The sequence below is a fragment of the uncultured Methanobrevibacter sp. genome (assembly GCF_946184425.1).
Taxonomy (GTDB): Archaea; Methanobacteriota; Methanobacteria; order Methanobacteriales; family Methanobacteriaceae; genus Methanocatella.
The window spans coordinates 1-18,706 of record NZ_CAMHFP010000024.1; the positions used below are offsets into that span (position 1 = coordinate 1).

At 31.8% G+C, this 18,706-nt stretch carries 13 protein-coding genes and 1 pseudogene; 6 read left to right on the plus strand and 8 right to left on the minus strand.

Features of this window, described 5'->3' with window-relative positions; all coding sequences use genetic code 11:
* The first annotated feature begins 252 nt into the window (after positions 1-252).
* Together Q0P94_RS06495 and Q0P94_RS06500 are read left to right on the plus strand one after the other, a co-directional pair.
* Entirely contained in the window at positions 253-954 is a 702-nt protein-coding gene (locus tag Q0P94_RS06495) for a hypothetical protein (RefSeq protein ID WP_295114932.1), read from the plus strand.
* A gap of 42 nt (positions 955-996) precedes the next feature.
* Positions 997-2,967 carry a phage holin family protein gene (locus Q0P94_RS06500; RefSeq protein WP_295114934.1) on the plus strand — a complete coding sequence of 657 codons (1,971 nt, stop codon included), beginning with the start codon at positions 997-999 and terminating at the stop codon, positions 2,965-2,967.
* Positions 2,968-3,010: 43 nt separating this feature from the next.
* Here Q0P94_RS06500 and Q0P94_RS06505 read toward each other — a convergent pair whose 3' ends face one another.
* Positions 3,011-3,790 carry a hypothetical protein gene (locus tag Q0P94_RS06505; RefSeq protein WP_295114936.1) on the minus strand — a complete coding sequence of 260 codons (780 nt, stop codon included), beginning with the start codon at positions 3,788-3,790 and terminating at the stop codon, positions 3,011-3,013.
* Between the two features lie 739 nt (positions 3,791-4,529).
* Positions 4,530-4,967 (minus strand): hypothetical protein, encoded by a 438-nt coding sequence (locus tag Q0P94_RS06510; RefSeq protein ID WP_295114938.1) that lies wholly within the window; start codon positions 4,965-4,967, stop codon positions 4,530-4,532.
* 100 nt (positions 4,968-5,067) lie between these two features.
* On the opposite strand from Q0P94_RS06510, the pseudogene Q0P94_RS06515 reads away from it, so the two are divergent.
* Positions 5,068-5,667, plus strand: a pseudogene (locus Q0P94_RS06515) (transposase); the annotation flags it as partial.
* 338 nt (positions 5,668-6,005) lie between these two features.
* Entirely contained in the window at positions 6,006-7,322 is a 1,317-nt protein-coding gene (locus Q0P94_RS06520; RefSeq protein ID WP_295114940.1) for a prephenate dehydrogenase, read from the plus strand.
* A gap of 36 nt (positions 7,323-7,358) precedes the next feature.
* On the opposite strand, the gene Q0P94_RS06525 is transcribed toward Q0P94_RS06520, so the two are convergent.
* The gene (locus Q0P94_RS06525; RefSeq protein ID WP_295114942.1) at positions 7,359-8,747 is read right to left on the minus strand and encodes a DHA2 family efflux MFS transporter permease subunit; all 1,389 of its coding nucleotides are present in this window, start codon (positions 8,745-8,747) and stop codon (positions 7,359-7,361) included.
* Positions 8,748-8,855: 108 nt separating this feature from the next.
* Between Q0P94_RS06525 and Q0P94_RS06530 the strand changes: the two genes are divergently transcribed.
* Positions 8,856-10,247, plus strand: coding sequence for a carbon starvation protein A (locus Q0P94_RS06530; protein ID WP_295114944.1), 1,392 nt, complete (start codon positions 8,856-8,858; stop codon positions 10,245-10,247).
* A 414-nt stretch (positions 10,248-10,661) separates the two neighbouring features.
* Here Q0P94_RS06530 and Q0P94_RS06535 read toward each other — a convergent pair whose 3' ends face one another.
* From Q0P94_RS06535 to Q0P94_RS06555, 5 genes are all read right to left on the minus strand, one after another.
* Positions 10,662-11,222: an NAD(P)H-dependent oxidoreductase gene (locus Q0P94_RS06535; protein ID WP_295114945.1), complete on the minus strand. Its 561-nt coding sequence runs from the start codon at positions 11,220-11,222 to the stop codon at positions 10,662-10,664.
* A 9-nt stretch (positions 11,223-11,231) separates the two neighbouring features.
* On the minus strand, positions 11,232-11,414 hold the full coding sequence (gene dmpI, locus Q0P94_RS06540; RefSeq protein ID WP_295114946.1) for a 4-oxalocrotonate tautomerase DmpI: 183 nt from the start codon (positions 11,412-11,414) through the stop codon (positions 11,232-11,234).
* A 238-nt stretch (positions 11,415-11,652) separates the two neighbouring features.
* Positions 11,653-12,252 carry an NADPH-dependent F420 reductase gene (locus Q0P94_RS06545; protein WP_295114947.1) on the minus strand — a complete coding sequence of 200 codons (600 nt, stop codon included), beginning with the start codon at positions 12,250-12,252 and terminating at the stop codon, positions 11,653-11,655.
* A 140-nt stretch (positions 12,253-12,392) separates the two neighbouring features.
* Entirely contained in the window at positions 12,393-14,384 is a 1,992-nt protein-coding gene (locus Q0P94_RS06550; RefSeq protein ID WP_295114949.1) for an ABC transporter transmembrane domain-containing protein, read from the minus strand.
* A 120-nt stretch (positions 14,385-14,504) separates the two neighbouring features.
* The gene (locus Q0P94_RS06555; RefSeq protein ID WP_295114950.1) at positions 14,505-15,959 is read right to left on the minus strand and encodes an MATE family efflux transporter; all 1,455 of its coding nucleotides are present in this window, start codon (positions 15,957-15,959) and stop codon (positions 14,505-14,507) included.
* Positions 15,960-16,994: 1,035 nt separating this feature from the next.
* Between Q0P94_RS06555 and Q0P94_RS06560 the strand changes: the two genes are divergently transcribed.
* On the plus strand, positions 16,995-18,518 hold the full coding sequence (locus tag Q0P94_RS06560; protein ID WP_295114952.1) for an MFS transporter: 1,524 nt from the start codon (positions 16,995-16,997) through the stop codon (positions 18,516-18,518).
* The last annotated feature ends 188 nt before the right edge of the window (positions 18,519-18,706 follow it).

Here is an 18,706-nt window from a genome sequence, read left to right on the forward strand (position 1 = left end):
ATAGAACTTATGCGTCATGCTGGTATGTTAGTATCAAAAATGCATAAGTTTATTAAACCTTATTTAAAAGTTGTTTAAAAAAAATATCCTATTAAATGATATTTTTTTTCATTTAATTTTTATATAGAATAAAACACAAACTTTAATTAACATTATGATGTTTTATTCAAGTTTGATAATTATAATCTAAATCGGCAAATGCTGATTGCAAAAAAATAACTTATTACCCGAAAAAATAATGAGGTATGGTTTATGGATAATAAAAAAATAATTATAATCGGAATAATAATTCTAATCATTGTGGCGGCAATTCTTTTTGTAATTTTAACTACCGTAAATTATGAAAGAATTGAAATAACACCTAATGGAACAAGTTTAGAAGTTCCCGCCAATGAAACCACATATGATGGAAAGGTTGAGAGTGCTAAACTTTGGCACTGGAAAAACGGAATACTAATTACATACAATAGCCATGAGAATCAAAATATTATTAAAGTATCTGAACTTGGTTTCAATACCCTGAATGAATTAATAAAGAAAGGTGAAAAACAGGATATTGACGGTTTTACAGGTTATGTGATAAATGCTGACGAATTATTGCAAATCCGCATATTCGATATCATTAAAGTAAATTATAACGGCAAATTCTATTGCATACCTTTAGTTAATGAAACTACTCATGACAATATCATTATTTGCTGCAACAACAAAGATATAGCAGTGCATATGGCTAAATCAGTGCAATACAAAAATGTTTTTCCAGAAAAGACTAATTTAGACAATACCCTCTCCACTGTTAAAAACATAACTGGAGATTTACAGTCAAAAGCAAATAATTATGTAAACAATACCAATTTAAGCAACATCAAATCTACAGTAGAAGAAAAAACCGGAGTTAATTTAGATAATGCTAAATCCGAAATAGAAAAATACACTGAAAAATTACCCATATAACTGATTGAAAGCAATTAAAATTAATAAGAAACAGTGATTATAATGGAGATTATTAATGGAAAACAAATCCCTAAAAGAAGTTTAAAAAGAAGTTTGATTGTATTTATTGGAAATATCATAGGAATATATCTGATAGGTTTTTTAGGATTGGGAGTCGAAGTCAGCAAAACCGGTGACATATTACTTTTAGTATTATTCCTAGGTTTTGTTAATGCAATACTCTGGCCTATTTTAACAAGAATAACAATGCCATTTTTAGTTTTAACCTTCGGTGTAGGGACATTAATATTAAACGGCATTCTGCTCCAGTTACTCGCACCAATGTTTGGAATAGCGATTAAAGGCCCTGCAATAATTCTTGCACCATTAGGTATGGCTGCTGTTACAACCGTACTATCATCATTAATAACAATTGAAGATGACAGTTCATACTACAGGTCTGTTTTAAGAGATGCAGAAAAGAAAAGAAAAAAAGAAGTCAAGGATTATCCGGGAGTGATAATTGTTGAAATTGATGGGCTTGCTTATGAAGTTTTACGTGAAGCAGTCGAAAGAGGAGACATGCCGACCATGAAAGAAATGATTGAAAGCAACAATTACACTCTCAGAATGTGGGAAACCGATCTGTCTTCCCAAACAGGTGCAAGCCAAGCAGGAATCCTTCATGGAAATAATGAAGGTATCGTTGCATTCAGATGGATAGAAAAAAGCAATGACAATCAGATGATGCAATGTTCAGGAATCACAAAAGTGCCGGAATTAGAACAGAGAATTTCAAATGGAGACGGATTGCTAGTGGACAATGGAGCAAGCAGGTCAAATTTATTTTCTGGAGATACCGATAATGTAATATTTACCTTCAGTAAGATAATGGACTTTGGGAAACTCTACAATAAGGCATGGTACTCTGTATTTTCAAATCCGAGCAATTTTGCACGTATTATCGCTTTGTTTCTTGCTGACATAGTACGTGAAATCTGGTCACAGATTACACATTCAATAAGAAACATCAGACCAAGAATAAATCGTGGAATAGTATACATTCCAACAAGAGCTGCTACAAACGTATTTATGCGAGAAATCAACACTTCAACTTTAATCGGAGACATGATGGTTGGAGATGTTGATGTCGCATACTCAACATACTTAGGTTATGATGAAATAGCTCACCACTCTGGAGTCCGGGACAGTGATGCATGGATAGCCTTAAGGCAAATGGACCAACAAATCAAGCATTTAACCGATGCAAATAAGTATTGCCCCAGAGATTATCAATTCGTGATTCAATCTGACCATGGTCAAACTAACGGTGCAACATTTACCCAAAGATACGGTCAAACCTTTGAGGACTTTGTCAAAACATTGCTTCCAGAAGACATGAGCATGTTTGCAAAAATGACTTCAAATGATGACCATTTTATAGGAGAGTACACTCCGTTTGCAAGAAAAAATAAAAAAATAGAAAAAGAGAAAAAAGAAGCACAAAAATTAAATGACTCCGAAGTTATTGTATTAGCTTCAGGCAATCTTGCAATGATTTATTTGATACAATGGAGCCAAAGATTAACATATGAGGAACTTAACAGATATTTCCCTAAACTAATACCTGGAATTATTAACAATGAATATGTTGGTTTTATTTTAGTCAAATCCCAAGAACACGGAGATATGGCCATTGGTAAAAATGGAACTTACTATCTAGACAGCGACAAAATTGAAGGTGAAAACCCTCTTAAAGGATTCGGAGACAATATCGTCAGACATTTAAAAAGAACCAGTTCATTTGAACATACCCCAGATATCCTTGTTAACAGTTTTTATGATGAGGAAGCTGACGAAGTATGTGCATTTGAAGAACTGGTTGGAAGTCATGGTGGAGCCGGTGGAGATCAATCCAAACCGTTCATATTGTATCCTTCAAGTTGGAATGTCAGTGATGATGATATCATCGGTGCAGAAAACATTTATAAATTGTTAAAAGAGAATTTAGCTGAATTAAAAAATAAAAAATAGATACAAAAAATAGAAAAAGGATATGGAAATATTAATCCATATTCTATTTATTATTTTTAATTAATGATTCCAACTCGTCCAAACGTTCATTTAATTCTTTTTCACGTTTTTGATTATGCCTCAATAAAATTGCAGCAGTTAATGTTGCGGTACCTACACCTGATATGATGTATCCGCTCCAAACCAGAACTATACTTATCAATTTACCAATACCTGAGTTACCAAGTATTGCATAACCGTTACTTGTAAATGCATTTGAAACCATAACTGCAGAATTTAAAGGTTCGACACCTTCTGCAAATAATGTGACAATAAAACTGAAAAATACAATGGAAAACAATAGAATAATAGTAATTCCGAGGCCATTTGTCTCGGTGTATTTTCTGAATTTGCCAAAATATACCTTAATGAAATAAGCATAAACGAGAACATGAATAAGATAAATCGGCCAGAGCATTAAGAAATCAGTAAAAATCAGTAATACTAAAGATTCATAAGGCACCAACAGGAAAAACAATATTTTATTAGACCAAGAGTCATAATCCAAAGTTATAGCAACATATAATGATATGATAATTTGTAAAATAGCAATCGGAATAATCTCCTTTCCTTCAAATATCATGATGTATAATATGAAAATAAAGAAAATTAACATCATTATCAAATAAAAAACTTGCTTTAATGTCTCAAGTTCCTGTTCAGGAAAATATTCTCTTGGATTTAAAAATCTACTTTCATTATTAATCAATTTTTTATAAATAACTTTTCCAACTGCAAATAAAATACCAAATACTAAAATTGGAACAATTAATTCGCAGACCATTTTAAAAATTTCCATATAGATTACTTTTATCAAAACATATATATTAATCTTTAATTTTTTTGATACTAATATCATATTCAAAAAAGAGAATTTTCAATAGCTATTTTAATAAACAAAATCATTTATCAAATTAAAAAGCAATGTAGAACCTATTCAATTTTTTTGATAAAAAAAGTAATAAAATTCTTACATTTATTAATTACTAAAATTAAAACATGATTTGTAAAAAGTTTAAAAAAAAAAACAACTTATTCTATTTTTATCACATAAATTAAATTTTATAAAAACTTAAAAAATTGAAAAAATATCACTGCAAATATTATTAATATTAACTAAATTAATTCTTTTGAATGCAAATCACTATTGCAATATTTTATTAAAATGAAATATGCAGTTGCTAAATTTAAGGGCCTGGAGATAAAAAATAAAACATTAATTTATATATAATCATGAAAATAAATTAATATAACATATCAAAAGATATTTATTAAATCTTAATATTAAAGATTCTGATAAATAGGTTGAATTTAAAAAAAAGAGGAGTTTCCAAAACGGAAACAAAAACAATACAACTGGAGGTTATAAAATGATAATGGGAAATATGATTATGAATATTGTTAGAATAATAATAATAGTTTTTATAATATACGCATTGTTTAAAGGATTAAAGTCCTTATTAAAATTAGGAATTATCATATTTGTTATTTCTATATTATTAGGATTCTTAGGATATTAATTCCTATTTCCTAAACTTTTTTTCATTTAAATCATAACCAATATAATTTAATCTTTCATCAAGCAATTTTCTTATGTTTTCCGTTAGTACATACAGGAACTTTTTTTGCCAGATAACCATGTTTTCTTTCCTCTTCAGCTCATTTATATTGATAGAAGAAAAACTCGAAATCAAATCCGTATAATCAAATAACATTTCAGATTTTTGTTTGAAAACATTTGTATGTTTATGCAGCATATTTACGAAATCACAGTTATTTTTTAAGTTCATTGATAGATTCCTGCAATTCTCATCATTGCCTTTAAGTTCATTGAGTGACTCCTGCAGCTCATCAAGTTTCTTATCGTAGTTATCTAGTCTGCTTTTAAAGCGACGCATTAAAATACCTACAGTTAATGTTGCAGTAGCTGCTCCGGATAGTATATATCCACTCCAAACCAAAATAATACTGTTGATTTTTCCTCCGGTAGTGTCACCTAAGATTGCATATCCATTACTTATAAAAGCATTAGGAGCCTGAATTTTTTTGATATAAATTCAAGCTAATCTAAAAGATTTTTATATTGGATTTAAAGCCACAGCCATCATCAAATACGATAATAATGAATCCTGTTTCAATTTTAATCCATTCTGGAGCTCCCAATGATGCAAAACTTTTTGACGAAATAAATGAAAAATCTGCAAAAAAGACGAATTATACAAAAAGGAAACATATTAATCTTTGATAAAGGCTATTACAGCTATAAAAACTATCAATTGGGAAATTAGCAAATATAAAATTGTTCCATTCATTTTTCCAAAAAGACAATTTCAAAAAGAACAAAGCCCAATAATCAATTATCCTATCCATTACAAGTATTTAAAAAAACAAAGAAAATATTAGTTCAAAAACAATTTTACAAGAATTTAAAACACGAATTACTCAAAAAAACTCGACAATTGGCAAAAATTCAAACCAATCCAAGGAAAAATAGAAAACTTCTTCAAATTACTCAAACAAGGACTAAATTTAAGAGCAATACATAAATACACACCAAAATCAGTAGCAAAAACTGTTTATTTAAATGTATTTTTAGGAGCACTAAACATATCACAAGGATTTTACTCAAAAACCACCATACAACAACTTTCAGAAAACTAAAAAATTCAGACCCCTAAAATAATTTAAAAAGAGGTATTGAAACCTCTTCTATTTTTTATCAATCCAATATCCAAATGTGTTATCTCACCAAATACATCCTATAAGATATTGATTCTTGATTATCATATAATCTAATTAAGTAAATAAATAATAAACCACACAAACAGTCATAAAAAGACTTAAAATATATTATTCATCATCAATCACTCACCAAAATAAGACATAAAAAAACAATACTCTCTAAAAAACACTTTTGTTAAAAACTAAAAAATATATTATACAAAATAAATATTATCTAAGTGAATACTAAATATTTTCAAATTTCAAAGAGGCATAACATGAGTGATAAAAGTAACATGACCATTATCGGAGGTACAAGAGGATTAGGTCGATGGATAGCTGAACACCTAAATAATGAGTTCAACATCACTATCACAAGCCGTAACAAAACTTCAGGACTTGAAGTTGCAAAAGAACTGAACGTTGAGTATAGCAATGACAACATTGAAGCAATACAGAATGCAGATATTGTCATTTTCAGCGTGCCGATAGAGCATACTTCACAAACCATTAAAGAAGTGGCTCCTCACGCCCCTGAAGGATCTCTATTAATGGATGTCTGCAGCATTAAAACAGAAGCTGCCGAAGCCCTAATGAAATATGCACCTGAAAATGTGGAAATACTGCCATGCCATCCGATGTTCGGGCCTCGGGTTCCGACAATCAAAAGACAGATTGTCGTTTTGACTCCTGTTGAAAACAGATCCCCAAATTGGTTCGACCGTGTGCAGAAATTTCTGATTAAATCTGAATGTGAAGTTGTTATAACCACCCCGGAAGAGCATGACAAGTACATGAGCATAGTCCAGGGTCTGACTCATTTTTCATTTATTACATTAGCTTCAACAATTAGAAAGCTTCACATCAACGTTGAAAAGTCAAGGTCATTTTCAAGCCCGGTCTACAGCCTGATGCTTGATATGGTCAGTCGTATTGTATATCAAAACCCTTATCTTTACTATTCCATACAGAAAAATAATAAGGAAACCGCTAATGCACGAAAAGCATTAATTAAAGAAGGAATATACCTGTCAAAATTAATCGAAGACGGAAATGAGGCGGACTTTGTGAAAAATATAATCGAATCATCTGAACATCTGGATGACCGTGAAGAGGCATTGATTCGTTCAGACAGAACTATAGGAATGCTCACTCAGAAAGCAAATGTCCTGACAAAATCAATTGGTAAAGAAATAGGATTGAAAGATTTGCATTCTCATAAAATATATGTGGGAATTGTGAAAAAGGTCACATCAAAATGCGTGATACTGGAAAATGATGATGAAATTTCCTTAAAAATTTCAAGTGTTGACATATTATCAGCAAAAGAGGTCTTTGAATGGAAGAAAAGTAATCTTAAACTTGAAAAATTCAAACTATCCGTACAGCTGCCTTCAAGCTGTGATGAAAAATATCTTCTTAAAATGTTTGAACATATTGAAGGGGTCATTGATGTTGAAATAACTGATATTGAGAAAATCAGTGCCGCTATGTCAAATTTCACATTTGATTACTCAACATTCAACAGGGATGACAAAAATTATGTTGAAGAATATATTAAAGGAATTGGTGGAAAAATCAACAATGCTTCCTAAAATAAAAAAATCCAATGATTTTGAAATATGTACCTCTTAACTCTCAACAATATCTTTTTTGTTTTTTATGAACACTACTGTAATTATCAGCAGAATTACAGTTATTATTATCATCATTAAGGATGTCATGCTAAATGAGTTAACGGAAAGCTGATTATGAGTAATGTTTCCGTTTGCCAAGATTTGCATTATAACAACAGTAACTGACGAACCGATTGCACCTATAACCTGCCTTGCAGTGTTGTTGATTGCAGTTGCATCCTCAACATCCCCCGCCACAACACTCATTGCCCATGTTATTGAAGGTGACAGACCAAGCCCACAGCCGATTCCTCTGATTAACTGAGTAATCAACAGGTATTCGAATGTGGAGTTCATATTATATGTCATCATAGCTGCAAATCCTATTATATTTAAAACTGATGAAGCTATTAAAACCTGTTTAATTCCAATCTTATCGGCCATTACAGGACTTAAGAAATTGAACACTATCATGATTATTGCTGATGGAAACAAAATGAGTCCTGATTCGGTTGGAGAGTAATATGCCACACTTTGAACAAACAGCGGCACCATTACATTGATTCCGCACATCATAAAGTAGAGCAATGCTGCGAAAACAGTCCCATATACAAAATACTTATTTTTAAGCACTTTCAAGTTTATCAAAGGCTTTTCAATTTTGTTTTGACGTTTAACAAATATTACTAATGTGATTACTCCGATAATTATCGGCAAAATTACATGAGTCAAGCTGAATGAGAATTCAGCAATATTTGAAAATCCTATCATCAGACCTGCGCAGAACAGTATTGACAATATTAAAGATACGAAATCCAAAGGATAATCCTGGGTTTCAAGTTCAAAGTTTGCAAAAAGAACTGCTAAAATTAAGATTATAAATGTTAATATAGCTAAAAATTCGAAAATAACTCTCCAATTAAACAGATCAATTATGATTCCTCCCATTGTCGGCCCCATTGCAGGCACGATTCCAACAAGAAATCCCATCAATCCCATGAAAAATGCCCATTTTTCTTCAGGCATGATTCTGAAAATCAAAATTTGGCCTATAGGCATGAGAATACCAGTTCCCATAGCTTCAAGGATTCTTCCAACAATTAAAATTTCAAAGCTTGTTGCTAAAAAGCAAAGTAATGAACCTATTATAAATAAAACGAGAGATGTTATCAGTATCATTTTGATTTTAAATCTTTTTGTGATGTATGCTGTTGGAGGAATCATCACTCCAAGCACCAGCAGAAAAACAGAATATGTCCATTGCACAGTTGCAGAGGATACTGAGAAATCAGCCATATAATAAGGTAGGCTTGTTGTTACTATACTTTGAGATATCAATGTGACTGCAGAAGCCATTATGAGTATAATTAATGTTATTAATCCATTTTTATTTTCAAATTCCATGATTAATTTTCCTTATGAAGTAAATACCTAAACAATATTTATTTAATTCTTATTTTAAATATTTTATACCAAAATCTTTTAATAATTTAATTTCTAAAAATGGGAATAATGATTAGTTTTATTATTTGTTTTGTAGCATTAATTGCATCATATTTCATTTATGGAAAATATATTGAACGGATTTCATGCGTGGATGAAACCCGCCAAACACCTGCATTTAAATTGCAGGATGGGGTCGATTACATACCAATGCCCAAAATCAAGAATTTTTTAGTTCATTTTTTAAATATAGCGGGTTTAGGCCCTATATTTGGAGCTATTCAAGGAGCATTGTTTGGTCCGGCAGCATTCCTATGGATCACATTAGGTACAATTTTCATTGGTTCAGTACATGATTTCTTTTCAGGATATATGTCCGTTCGAAATGACGGATTGACAATGCCCCAGATTATTTCAAAGTATCTAGGAAGCAAAATCCAAAAAATCATGGCAGTCATCATTATAGTTACTGGAATTCTTGTTGCAACAACTTTTGCAAAAGGAGCTGCAGATTTACTCAGCATCCTAACCAATATCAACATAGTTTTCTGGACAACATTAATATTCATTTACTTTTTAATTGCAACAGTATTCCCAATTGATAAAATCATTGGAAAAGTATATCCTGTTTTCGGAGCATTATTACTGATTATGGTCGTGATGATTACAGGAGCATTGATTTTAAATCCATCATATACCATTCCGGAGTTTACAACACAGGGATTATATCTTACTGACAAAAGCATTTTTCCGTATTTATTTGTAACTATTGCATGTGGAGCAATTTCAGGTTTCCATGCATCCCAATCACCAATTGTTGCAAGATGCATTGAAAATGAAAAGGATGCAAGACCCGTGTTTTTTGGTTCAATGGTTATAGAAGGTCTGGTTGCACTTTGCTGGGCAGCAGTTGCAATGGCATTCCTCAATGGTCAACCGCAACTGGCTGTAATCTACGGTGCGACACCTTCACTCGCTATCCATCAGATAGCGCAAACATTAGTCGGACCAGTGGGTTTGATTTTAACAATCATAGGAGTCGTGATTTGTCCGATTACCTCTGGAGACACTTCACTTAGAAGTTCAAGAATAACAATCGCAGATGAACTCGGCCTCAATCATGAAAAACTGATTTCAAGACTAAAAACAACAATCCCCTTGTTTTTAATTGCTTATGGATTAACATTTGTTGATTTCAGCTTAATCTGGAGATATTTTGCATGGTCCCAGCTGATTGTCTCCACAATTGTATTGTATGCCGCAAGTGTTTATCTGATTAAAAAAGAAAAGCTTTACATTATTACATTGATTCCTGCAATATTTTGTACTTTAATTGCATTCGGATATATACTGCAAGCCCCTGAAGGTTTAAGATTGCCTTCAATGATAGCAAATATTATTTCAATCATTGCAACTGCCATTGTATCAGCACTTTTTCTTAAAAAGTACAAACAAGATTAACAGTAAATTTGAAAACAGGAGAATGAAATTACCCTCAACTGTTTTCAATTATTTTTTTATTACACTTTTCCAATTCAAACAGTAGACTATCTGAAAGACTCATCATCATCAAGTTTCGAAGAAAGACGAACAATATAATTAATGGATTCCTTTTTGATTTTAATTTAATATGTTGCCTTTTACATTAACTGCAAGGTTTTCGAAAATCAACCCTGATTTAAATTGGACATACATATAATTTTGTCAAAATTATGAATATTTCTCATTATGATTGCCAATAGCTATCCAACATATAATATATCATTGTCAAACTGTGAGAAATTACTGTTATGATATGTTCTATCTACGATAATGAACTAAAGTTGGTTCGGTGATGGTTTCATCTTTTAACATTTAAAATATGGAGTTGTACGACTATATATTTTCAATTATTGAAACAACGTTTGCTGCATGATTTTTTGCCTTTTCCTTGATTTTGTCAACTTCATCAGGATTGGTTCTTAATTCGAATGAAACACCACCTGTAAATACGTAATCTACAAATTCCATACCGCAAAGTCCGCACATTGATTTGATTGGAGGAATATAATCTTCAATATCATATCCCATTATTCCATCCTTTTGATAAGCTTCTTCAGGTGCACCTGCGGTAAATGAAGCGATTAATTTTTTACCTTTGAGTTTATCACCTGTTGAGCCGTGTGACCAACCGTGTTCGAATGTGTCTTCCATCCATTTGTTCATGATTGACGGCATTCCATACCAGAACAGAGGGAACTGCAATACGATTATATCTGATTTTTCAAGTTTTTCCTGTTCACTTTTAACATCAATTTTAAAATCAGGATATAATTTATCCAAAACACTTATTTCAGCATCCGGAAGCAATTCCTTTAAGTCTTCTATAATCTGTTTGTTTGCCACTGAGTCATTATCAGAATCTCTGTGTCCTGAAACAATTAAAACATTTTTCATAATATCACCTTATTTTTTGCTTAGTAATTTTCCACCTACTCCAACATTTTCTGCTGGAAATTCATTTATGAATACATAAAAGGATTCCTTTGGAATTCCAGTAATCTTTGAAGCGGAATTTGTGAATTCTTCAACAATCTGTGCTTTTTGATCTTCTGTTAACGGATTTATATCAAATGTAATTGACGGCATATAATCACCAAATATAAATTTAATTTTTGATGGTTATAAAAGCAAAAGGGTCATCAATGACACCTCCTGATTATATGCTCAAAATCCAGCAAGTTTATGTTTTCATCCACTCATAATTGGCCGTTATTTATTGAAATATTTACATATTATCATGAAACAAAAGCACAGTTAATACATGCCAGAAGGATGTCAAATATTAAAAAAAATAAGGATCTCCATAAAAAGAGCATTTATAAATTTAAATATTATATTTTCTGTTTACACTAATCACATTTTCATGGCTGAAATCACCATTTGTCAATTCAGCGAAATTGCCCATAATTTTTGCCCTGTTTTTAGCTACACTTTCAGGAGTCTGTGTTGATATCTCTTTGATTTCTTTAAGTTCATCCAATGTATAATCACAGCAGTATCCTGCAGAACCAGGCTGCATTTTCCATGATTCTTCAAGTGTTCCTGCATCATAAGAATCAAATCCGCACTGATCAATTAACTCAATTGCTATTTTCTTTTGTGATTCATCATCTCCGGCAACCTGCATTGCAAGTCTGCCTTCACATCCAGTGTCACATCCAAGCTCAGCAAGTGAATGAGCCAAAAGTGTGTTGAATGCCTTAACAACAGGTTTATCAATCAGATTTGAAACCCAAAGACTTTCTGCTTCCCCATTACACAAACCTTCAATTGGAGCATCACGCATTTCAGGATAATAATTTCCTGTATCAATAATAACTGCATCTTCAGGCAATTTTTCAAACAAGCTTTCAGGAAGTGAACTTATTGCCCCATAAGGAATAGATATAATCAGTACATCTACGTCCTGTGAAATTTCATCCATATCAGAGGGTTGTGAACCAATTTCATCTGCAAATTCATTAACCGCAAATTTGTGGATGAATCACTAATTCAATGAATCATTCCAAAAAAAGTTCACTCGGAAGCAAGAATAATTAAACTTGCCCCGATCAATGTTGAGATTTAATTATTATCTTTTTTATAGTCTATAATCGCAAATATCCTTTTGAGACTTGATAATGAATTTTCAATAGATGCTGTTGAGCTACTTATTTTTTTAATAGGTTTATTAAATAACTTTGCATACATGATAATCGCCAATAGATTTCCTAACTGAATCTCATTAAATGCTAACATGTAAATTCCAGCCATATAAATACTTATAGAACCTATATTTGTTAAAAAGCTTGTAATAGGCACCATAAAATTAGTGACATTTTTGGATTTAGAATAATAGTCAATTACAGTTTGATTTATTTTTTTAAATCCTTTTTCATGGAAGGAATCGCGATTTGTAAGACCTCTTTCAAAATAGCTCATCATTCGTCCTAAATGCTTTTGATGATTCTCATAATGCTTTTTAGATTTATAATCACATATATAAAAGCTAATGACATAAACCAGCAATATAGCCAGATATACTATGCACAATCTAAAGTCTGTAAAAAATATAAATATAAGTATAAGGATTATTGATAGAAATTGCGCATAAATATCAGTGAATTTGGAAGAGACAAACTCTCTGATGTTCATCACATCGTTGTTTAATCTGGAAAAGAAAAGACCCTTTGAATTTTCTTTAATGTGATCTGAACCGACGGTATCAATCTTATCAAATAATTTCATTCTTAAATTATAAGCGACTCTTTCACCGACAGCTCCCATAATCCTTCTTGGAGCCAATTTAAGGAGATATCCCCCAGAATATAATATCAGCAACAGGGCAATATTTGTGTAGATAGCAACATCGTTAGAGGAATTGAAATTAGAAGTCAATAAATTAACAGTTTTTCCTGCAACTTGAGGGACATAAACCATACACAGGGTAGATGCAGTAAGTAAAATAATGGATATTATTAACTTGACCCTATCCGGTTTTAATATGGTATTGAATTTATCGATGATCTCCTCTCTTTTAGCCAAACCACTGTCATCCCCATCAGCAAGGTCTTTCTCAACAATTTCTATTGGTTCTGGAGTAACATCTGTGTTTTTGGATTTAATGGTTTTATCTTCCAGAGTCAAGACTTCCTCTAAACGCACAGAGGTGGCATATGCACGTGGCCATCTGTCAATTAATGCGGGAAGACGTCCCAATGTAGAGATGAAGTAGGCCATATATACTGCAATAATCAATGAATCAAATACTCTATCAGTTTCAAAGCCAATGGTGAATCCGGAATTAACCAGTCCCAATACTATCAAAATAAGGACATATAAAACCCACATTAACACAGGACCAAGGTAATACTGACTTAAAATATACTTAACGTTTTTATCATAGGAATTCTCACATGCATCTTCAAATTCAGCTTCATACTCCTGTTTTTTAAATGGAATCTTTCCAGCTATATTACTGACTTTAGTGAGGAATAACAAGTTCAGTTTTCCGTATGTCTTTTTAGCTCTGAAAAATATTTCTACAATTTTATTCATTCTCAAAATTACAATCGCAGAAACAACGGCAATGAATCCTAAGAAGAATATCGCAAAAGTCGTATCAATCAATGATATTTCATATACAACTGCTACGAATGCAACAGGAATCAGTATAAATTCTTCGAGTATCATCACTATAAATCCCTGTTCTGATGACATACCCCTGGTTGACCGTGTAACTAACCCTGAAACTTTAAATTTATCAATTTCTGCTTTAGGCAGATTCATTAAAATATGAAAGATTTTCTCACGAACTATATATGCTGCATTTGAAGCTACTCTTGTCGTGCAAAAAGAAACAGCATAAATGGCAATCATTGAAATGACTGTATACATTAACATGTATAATCCAGAACTGATAAGCAAATCGATATTCTGTTCTTTAACTCCTGTCAAAGCATTACCGAACAAATCAATTATTTTCACTTGAAAGAATGCCTGAACGGCTATCAATGCGAAAATAATCAATATTGTTTTCCATTGGGGTTTTAGTGAAACACTCAAAAACTTTCTCATAATAATAATAATATAATTTTTAAGCAATAAATATATTACAATCTGTGAAAAAGGAATTAAATATATTTTTAAACAAATGAACTTTAAAATGCAAAACGGAATTATACAACTTCTGATTTTTTAACCGGATTCATGGCGGAATTGGTGCATCAATACCTGAATCCATTCATGCAGGTGTTGCATGCTCCAGTATCCTCTTTTTTGAATATCATTATCCTTATCTTCTGATTTTAACATCCTTATTGTGTATTTTGCGTAGACAAAGTTTAAAAATGATGCAACACCTCTTCCAACAGCAAGACCAACCCAAATACCTGTCAATCCCCAGCAAAATACTATTCCAAATAGATAAGTGAAACTTACAGCAAAAATCAACTCCCTTATGACTGTCCATACAAGACTTGTAGTTCCTCGTCCGATCCCCTGATATAAAAAGCTTGAAGGCATTCCCAATCCCACAAAAATCAATCCGAAACCGACTATCCTTAAAAAATTTATAATTCCATGAATCAAAGCGGCAGTTTCTGGAGTATATGCGAAAATTAATGATAACTGCGGTGCGAATATTACTAAAACAAGCATGACTGTTGCTGACATGGCCATTGCAAATTTTGTACCGAAAGTATGAGCTCTTGTAAGATATTCCCAATTTCCAGCTCCAAATGCACTTCCACTAACGGCTGAAACCGCAATGGAAATGGCAGTTGAAGGCAGAATTCCCAGTAAATATAATCTTTGACCAGACATGAATATTGCAATACCCTCCACACCCCCAACAGAGAATATGAACATCAAATAGAAAGTCATTGCAATAGGTATTATGAACCTGTCAAAAGATGCAGGAATAGCCACTTTCAAAATGTCTAAAGCTATTTTTGAATCAAATTTAAACCCTTTAAAAGTTACATCAACATAGGTGTCTTTTTTAATTAAAATCAAAAACATTATAATAGATGCTGATGCCAACACACTAACTACTGTTGAAATTGAAGCACCAGCAGAACCCAAACCCAAAACATAAATGAAAACAGGATCTAATATACAATTTAATACTGATGAAACAATGATTGCATACATTGCCCTTTTCATGTCCCCTTCACCCCGAAGAATTCCGCTGCCTCCTATTGAAAACATGAATGCAAATACGCATAAAAACACTGGGGTAGCATATTTATTTGCTTCGATTAATGATTGGCCTGAAGCACCATAAAACGCTAGCAAAGGTCCTTGGATTATAAGTAAAATCAATGTTAGGAGTATTGATACTATTGAAAATATTAAAATAGAATGGGTTGCGAATTTAGTGGCATTTTCATGATTTTTTGCTCCAACTGCACGACTGATACTGCTTGTTGCACCACTTGCAAGACCTCCTCCAATTCCAGTTAAAAGCATGAATATTGGTGTGACAAAACCGATTCCAGCAATAGCTGCCTCACCAAGTCCAGCAATCCATATACCATCAACAATATTGTATGATGCAGTAAAAAGCATTGATACCAATATTGGAACAGCAAGTTTTAGAATAGCTGTTTTAGGTTCACCCCTCAACAATTCAACATTTTTATTGGCCATTTTTTCTCCCCATTTTCACATATATCTATTCAAAACCTCGCATTTATGATTATTTTGGAAAAAAACTTTAATTTCACCAATATAAGTTTATTTTAGAAACATGTAAATGTTTTCGAATGTAAGTACACGCTTACAATACAATATTAGATAAAATAACTAAAAATTATGAGAATAACTTGAAAAAAAATCAATGCCAACAATACAAATCATTAACATATAAAAATTACATTATTTACCCTATGGCAAATCATATGACTACTTTGCAAGAATTAAACTAATTTTTATTGCTGTCAATATGAATGCGTGGTATTCATTGGCATCATCCCGAACATAAAACAAAGCTCTCATTGATTAACTGAATGGATTTTACAATATCAAGTATGACTTTAAATCCACATATAAGGTTATTAATATCTTAGATGATGAACCAAATATTCACTGTATTCCCAATCAATCTTGTCATTATTTTTATATAATCTTCTTATTTCATCCCTCAGCTCCATTAAGGCAAATCCAAATAAATTTCATCTCCACCCATTCATCATAAAAGATATAAACTTATATTTTAATCTTTAATTTTGATGTTTCACATAATTTTAACACAATGTTTGGTGATGGATAATTTAAGGAGTAACTTCGTTTGTCTCTGAAATAGAATATGATTTGCTATATTTTAGAAGGATTAAAATCATTATTAAAATTAGGAATAATCATATTTGTTATTTCTATATTATTTGGGATTACTAGAATATTAATTCATTTTTTCCTAATTTTTTTTCAAATTAATATTTTTCAATTAATGAGTATATAATTTCATCACATCAAATATTAGAATATTTCATATATATAAATAAGAATTATAAATTATTTGATAAAATCAAAATTAAATGATAAAAACATTCACATTTTTTAAGAATTCACTAAAATTATATTAAACAGTAAAAAGAGATGATACATTATGATATAAATTTTTTCGATATATCCAAAAAAACGAGAATGTATATCAAAACTTAAAAAATAATGGAGGATTAATAAATGAATAAAACAGATAAAGGGGATTCATGGCTTCCACTAATAGTAATTGCTTTGGCTTCCTTTATTATCGCTTTGGACGCTACATTCATGAATGTAAGTATTTCACAGGTTGTTGCTGATTTGAATACTGATGTGAGTACCATTCAAATGACCATGTCATTTTATACACTCATCACTGCCGCATTCATGTTGCTTAGTGCAAAGCTTCAGGACATAGTTGGTAAAAAGAAACTGTTCTTAATCGGTACTGCACTTTACGGTGTCGGTACATTTACAGCGGCAATAAGTTCAAGTGATTTAATGTTATTTATTGGATGGGCTGCAATTGAAGGTGTTGCTGGAGCATTAATGTTGCCGGCTACCGTTTCCTTGGTAAGTGGCTCATATTACGGTGAAAAACGTACCGTTGCTTTAGCAATTGTTGGTGTAATGGGTGCGGTTGCAGCTGCTGTCGGCCCACTCTTCGGAGGAATAATGACAACATTTTTCAGTTGGAGATACGGATTTGCAATTGAATTAGTAGTTGTTTTCGTGATTTTAATATTCAGAAATAAAATACCGAATTTCGAACCTACTGAATCTAGAAGTGACCTGGATATCAGTGGTGCTATAATATCATTAATCGGTCTTGTATTGTTAGTTCTAGGTATCTTATCACTATCTAAAGATTTCACCACAAGCATAGGTGTAATTGTAGTAGCATTAATCATATTAGCAATCTTTGCATACTTTGAAATCAGAAGAAAAAGAAACGGTCAAGTACCATTACTTGATATGGACTTATTTAAAGACAGAAACTTACGTACTGGAACTGTCATTTTGTTATTAAGTTACCTTTCAATGGGAGGAGCATTATTTGCAGTTTCCCTGTATCTACAAAGTGTATTGCAGTTAAATGCATTTGATACTGGTTTAACTACTCTTCCAATGACTATAGGTCTGCTTATTTTTGCAATTTTGGCTCCAAGTTTGACTGGAAAATTGAGCCATAAGATAGTTATGGCAATAGGATGTATAATGGCAATCGCAGGATGTCTGATTTTAAGCTATCAATTCAGACTTGATACAACAACACTGACTTTAATGCCAGGACTCTTTGTACTGGGTTCAGGACTTGGTTTTCTTATGGCTTTATGTACAGATATTTCATTATCCAATATCCCAGCGGAAAGTCAAAACAATGCATCAGGTGTTAATTCAACCGGTACCTCATTAGGTGAATCAATGGGTACAGCAATCATCGGTATAATTCTAATTTTAGGAGTTATGGGTGGTGTTTCCCATGCAGTAGATGTTTATGCGCCCAATTACTCTGGAAATGAAACATTCCATCTACAGGTTATAGATCAGTTCCAAAAAGTGGGCAATATAAATGATCTCAAATCAGATCACACTGTTGTTGATATTGTAAACATCATTATTCAGGATGCTATGGCATTTGTAATGCAGATTACGGCCATCATAATGGGTATTGTATTTTTACTAACGTTACGGCTACAAAATGCAAATATTAAAAAACAATGAGAGTTTTCTCTCATTTACTTTTTTCTTTTAATATTTTAACGGCTTTGTAGAAATCCTATTTGATTTTTTCAATAAATTTTTTAAAATCTATTTTTATTCTTATTTTTGATTTAAATTTGATAAAATAATCGTATTATTGAGTAATAAGGTTTACACTTGAAATTTCACATCGATTAGAAAAAATAAGC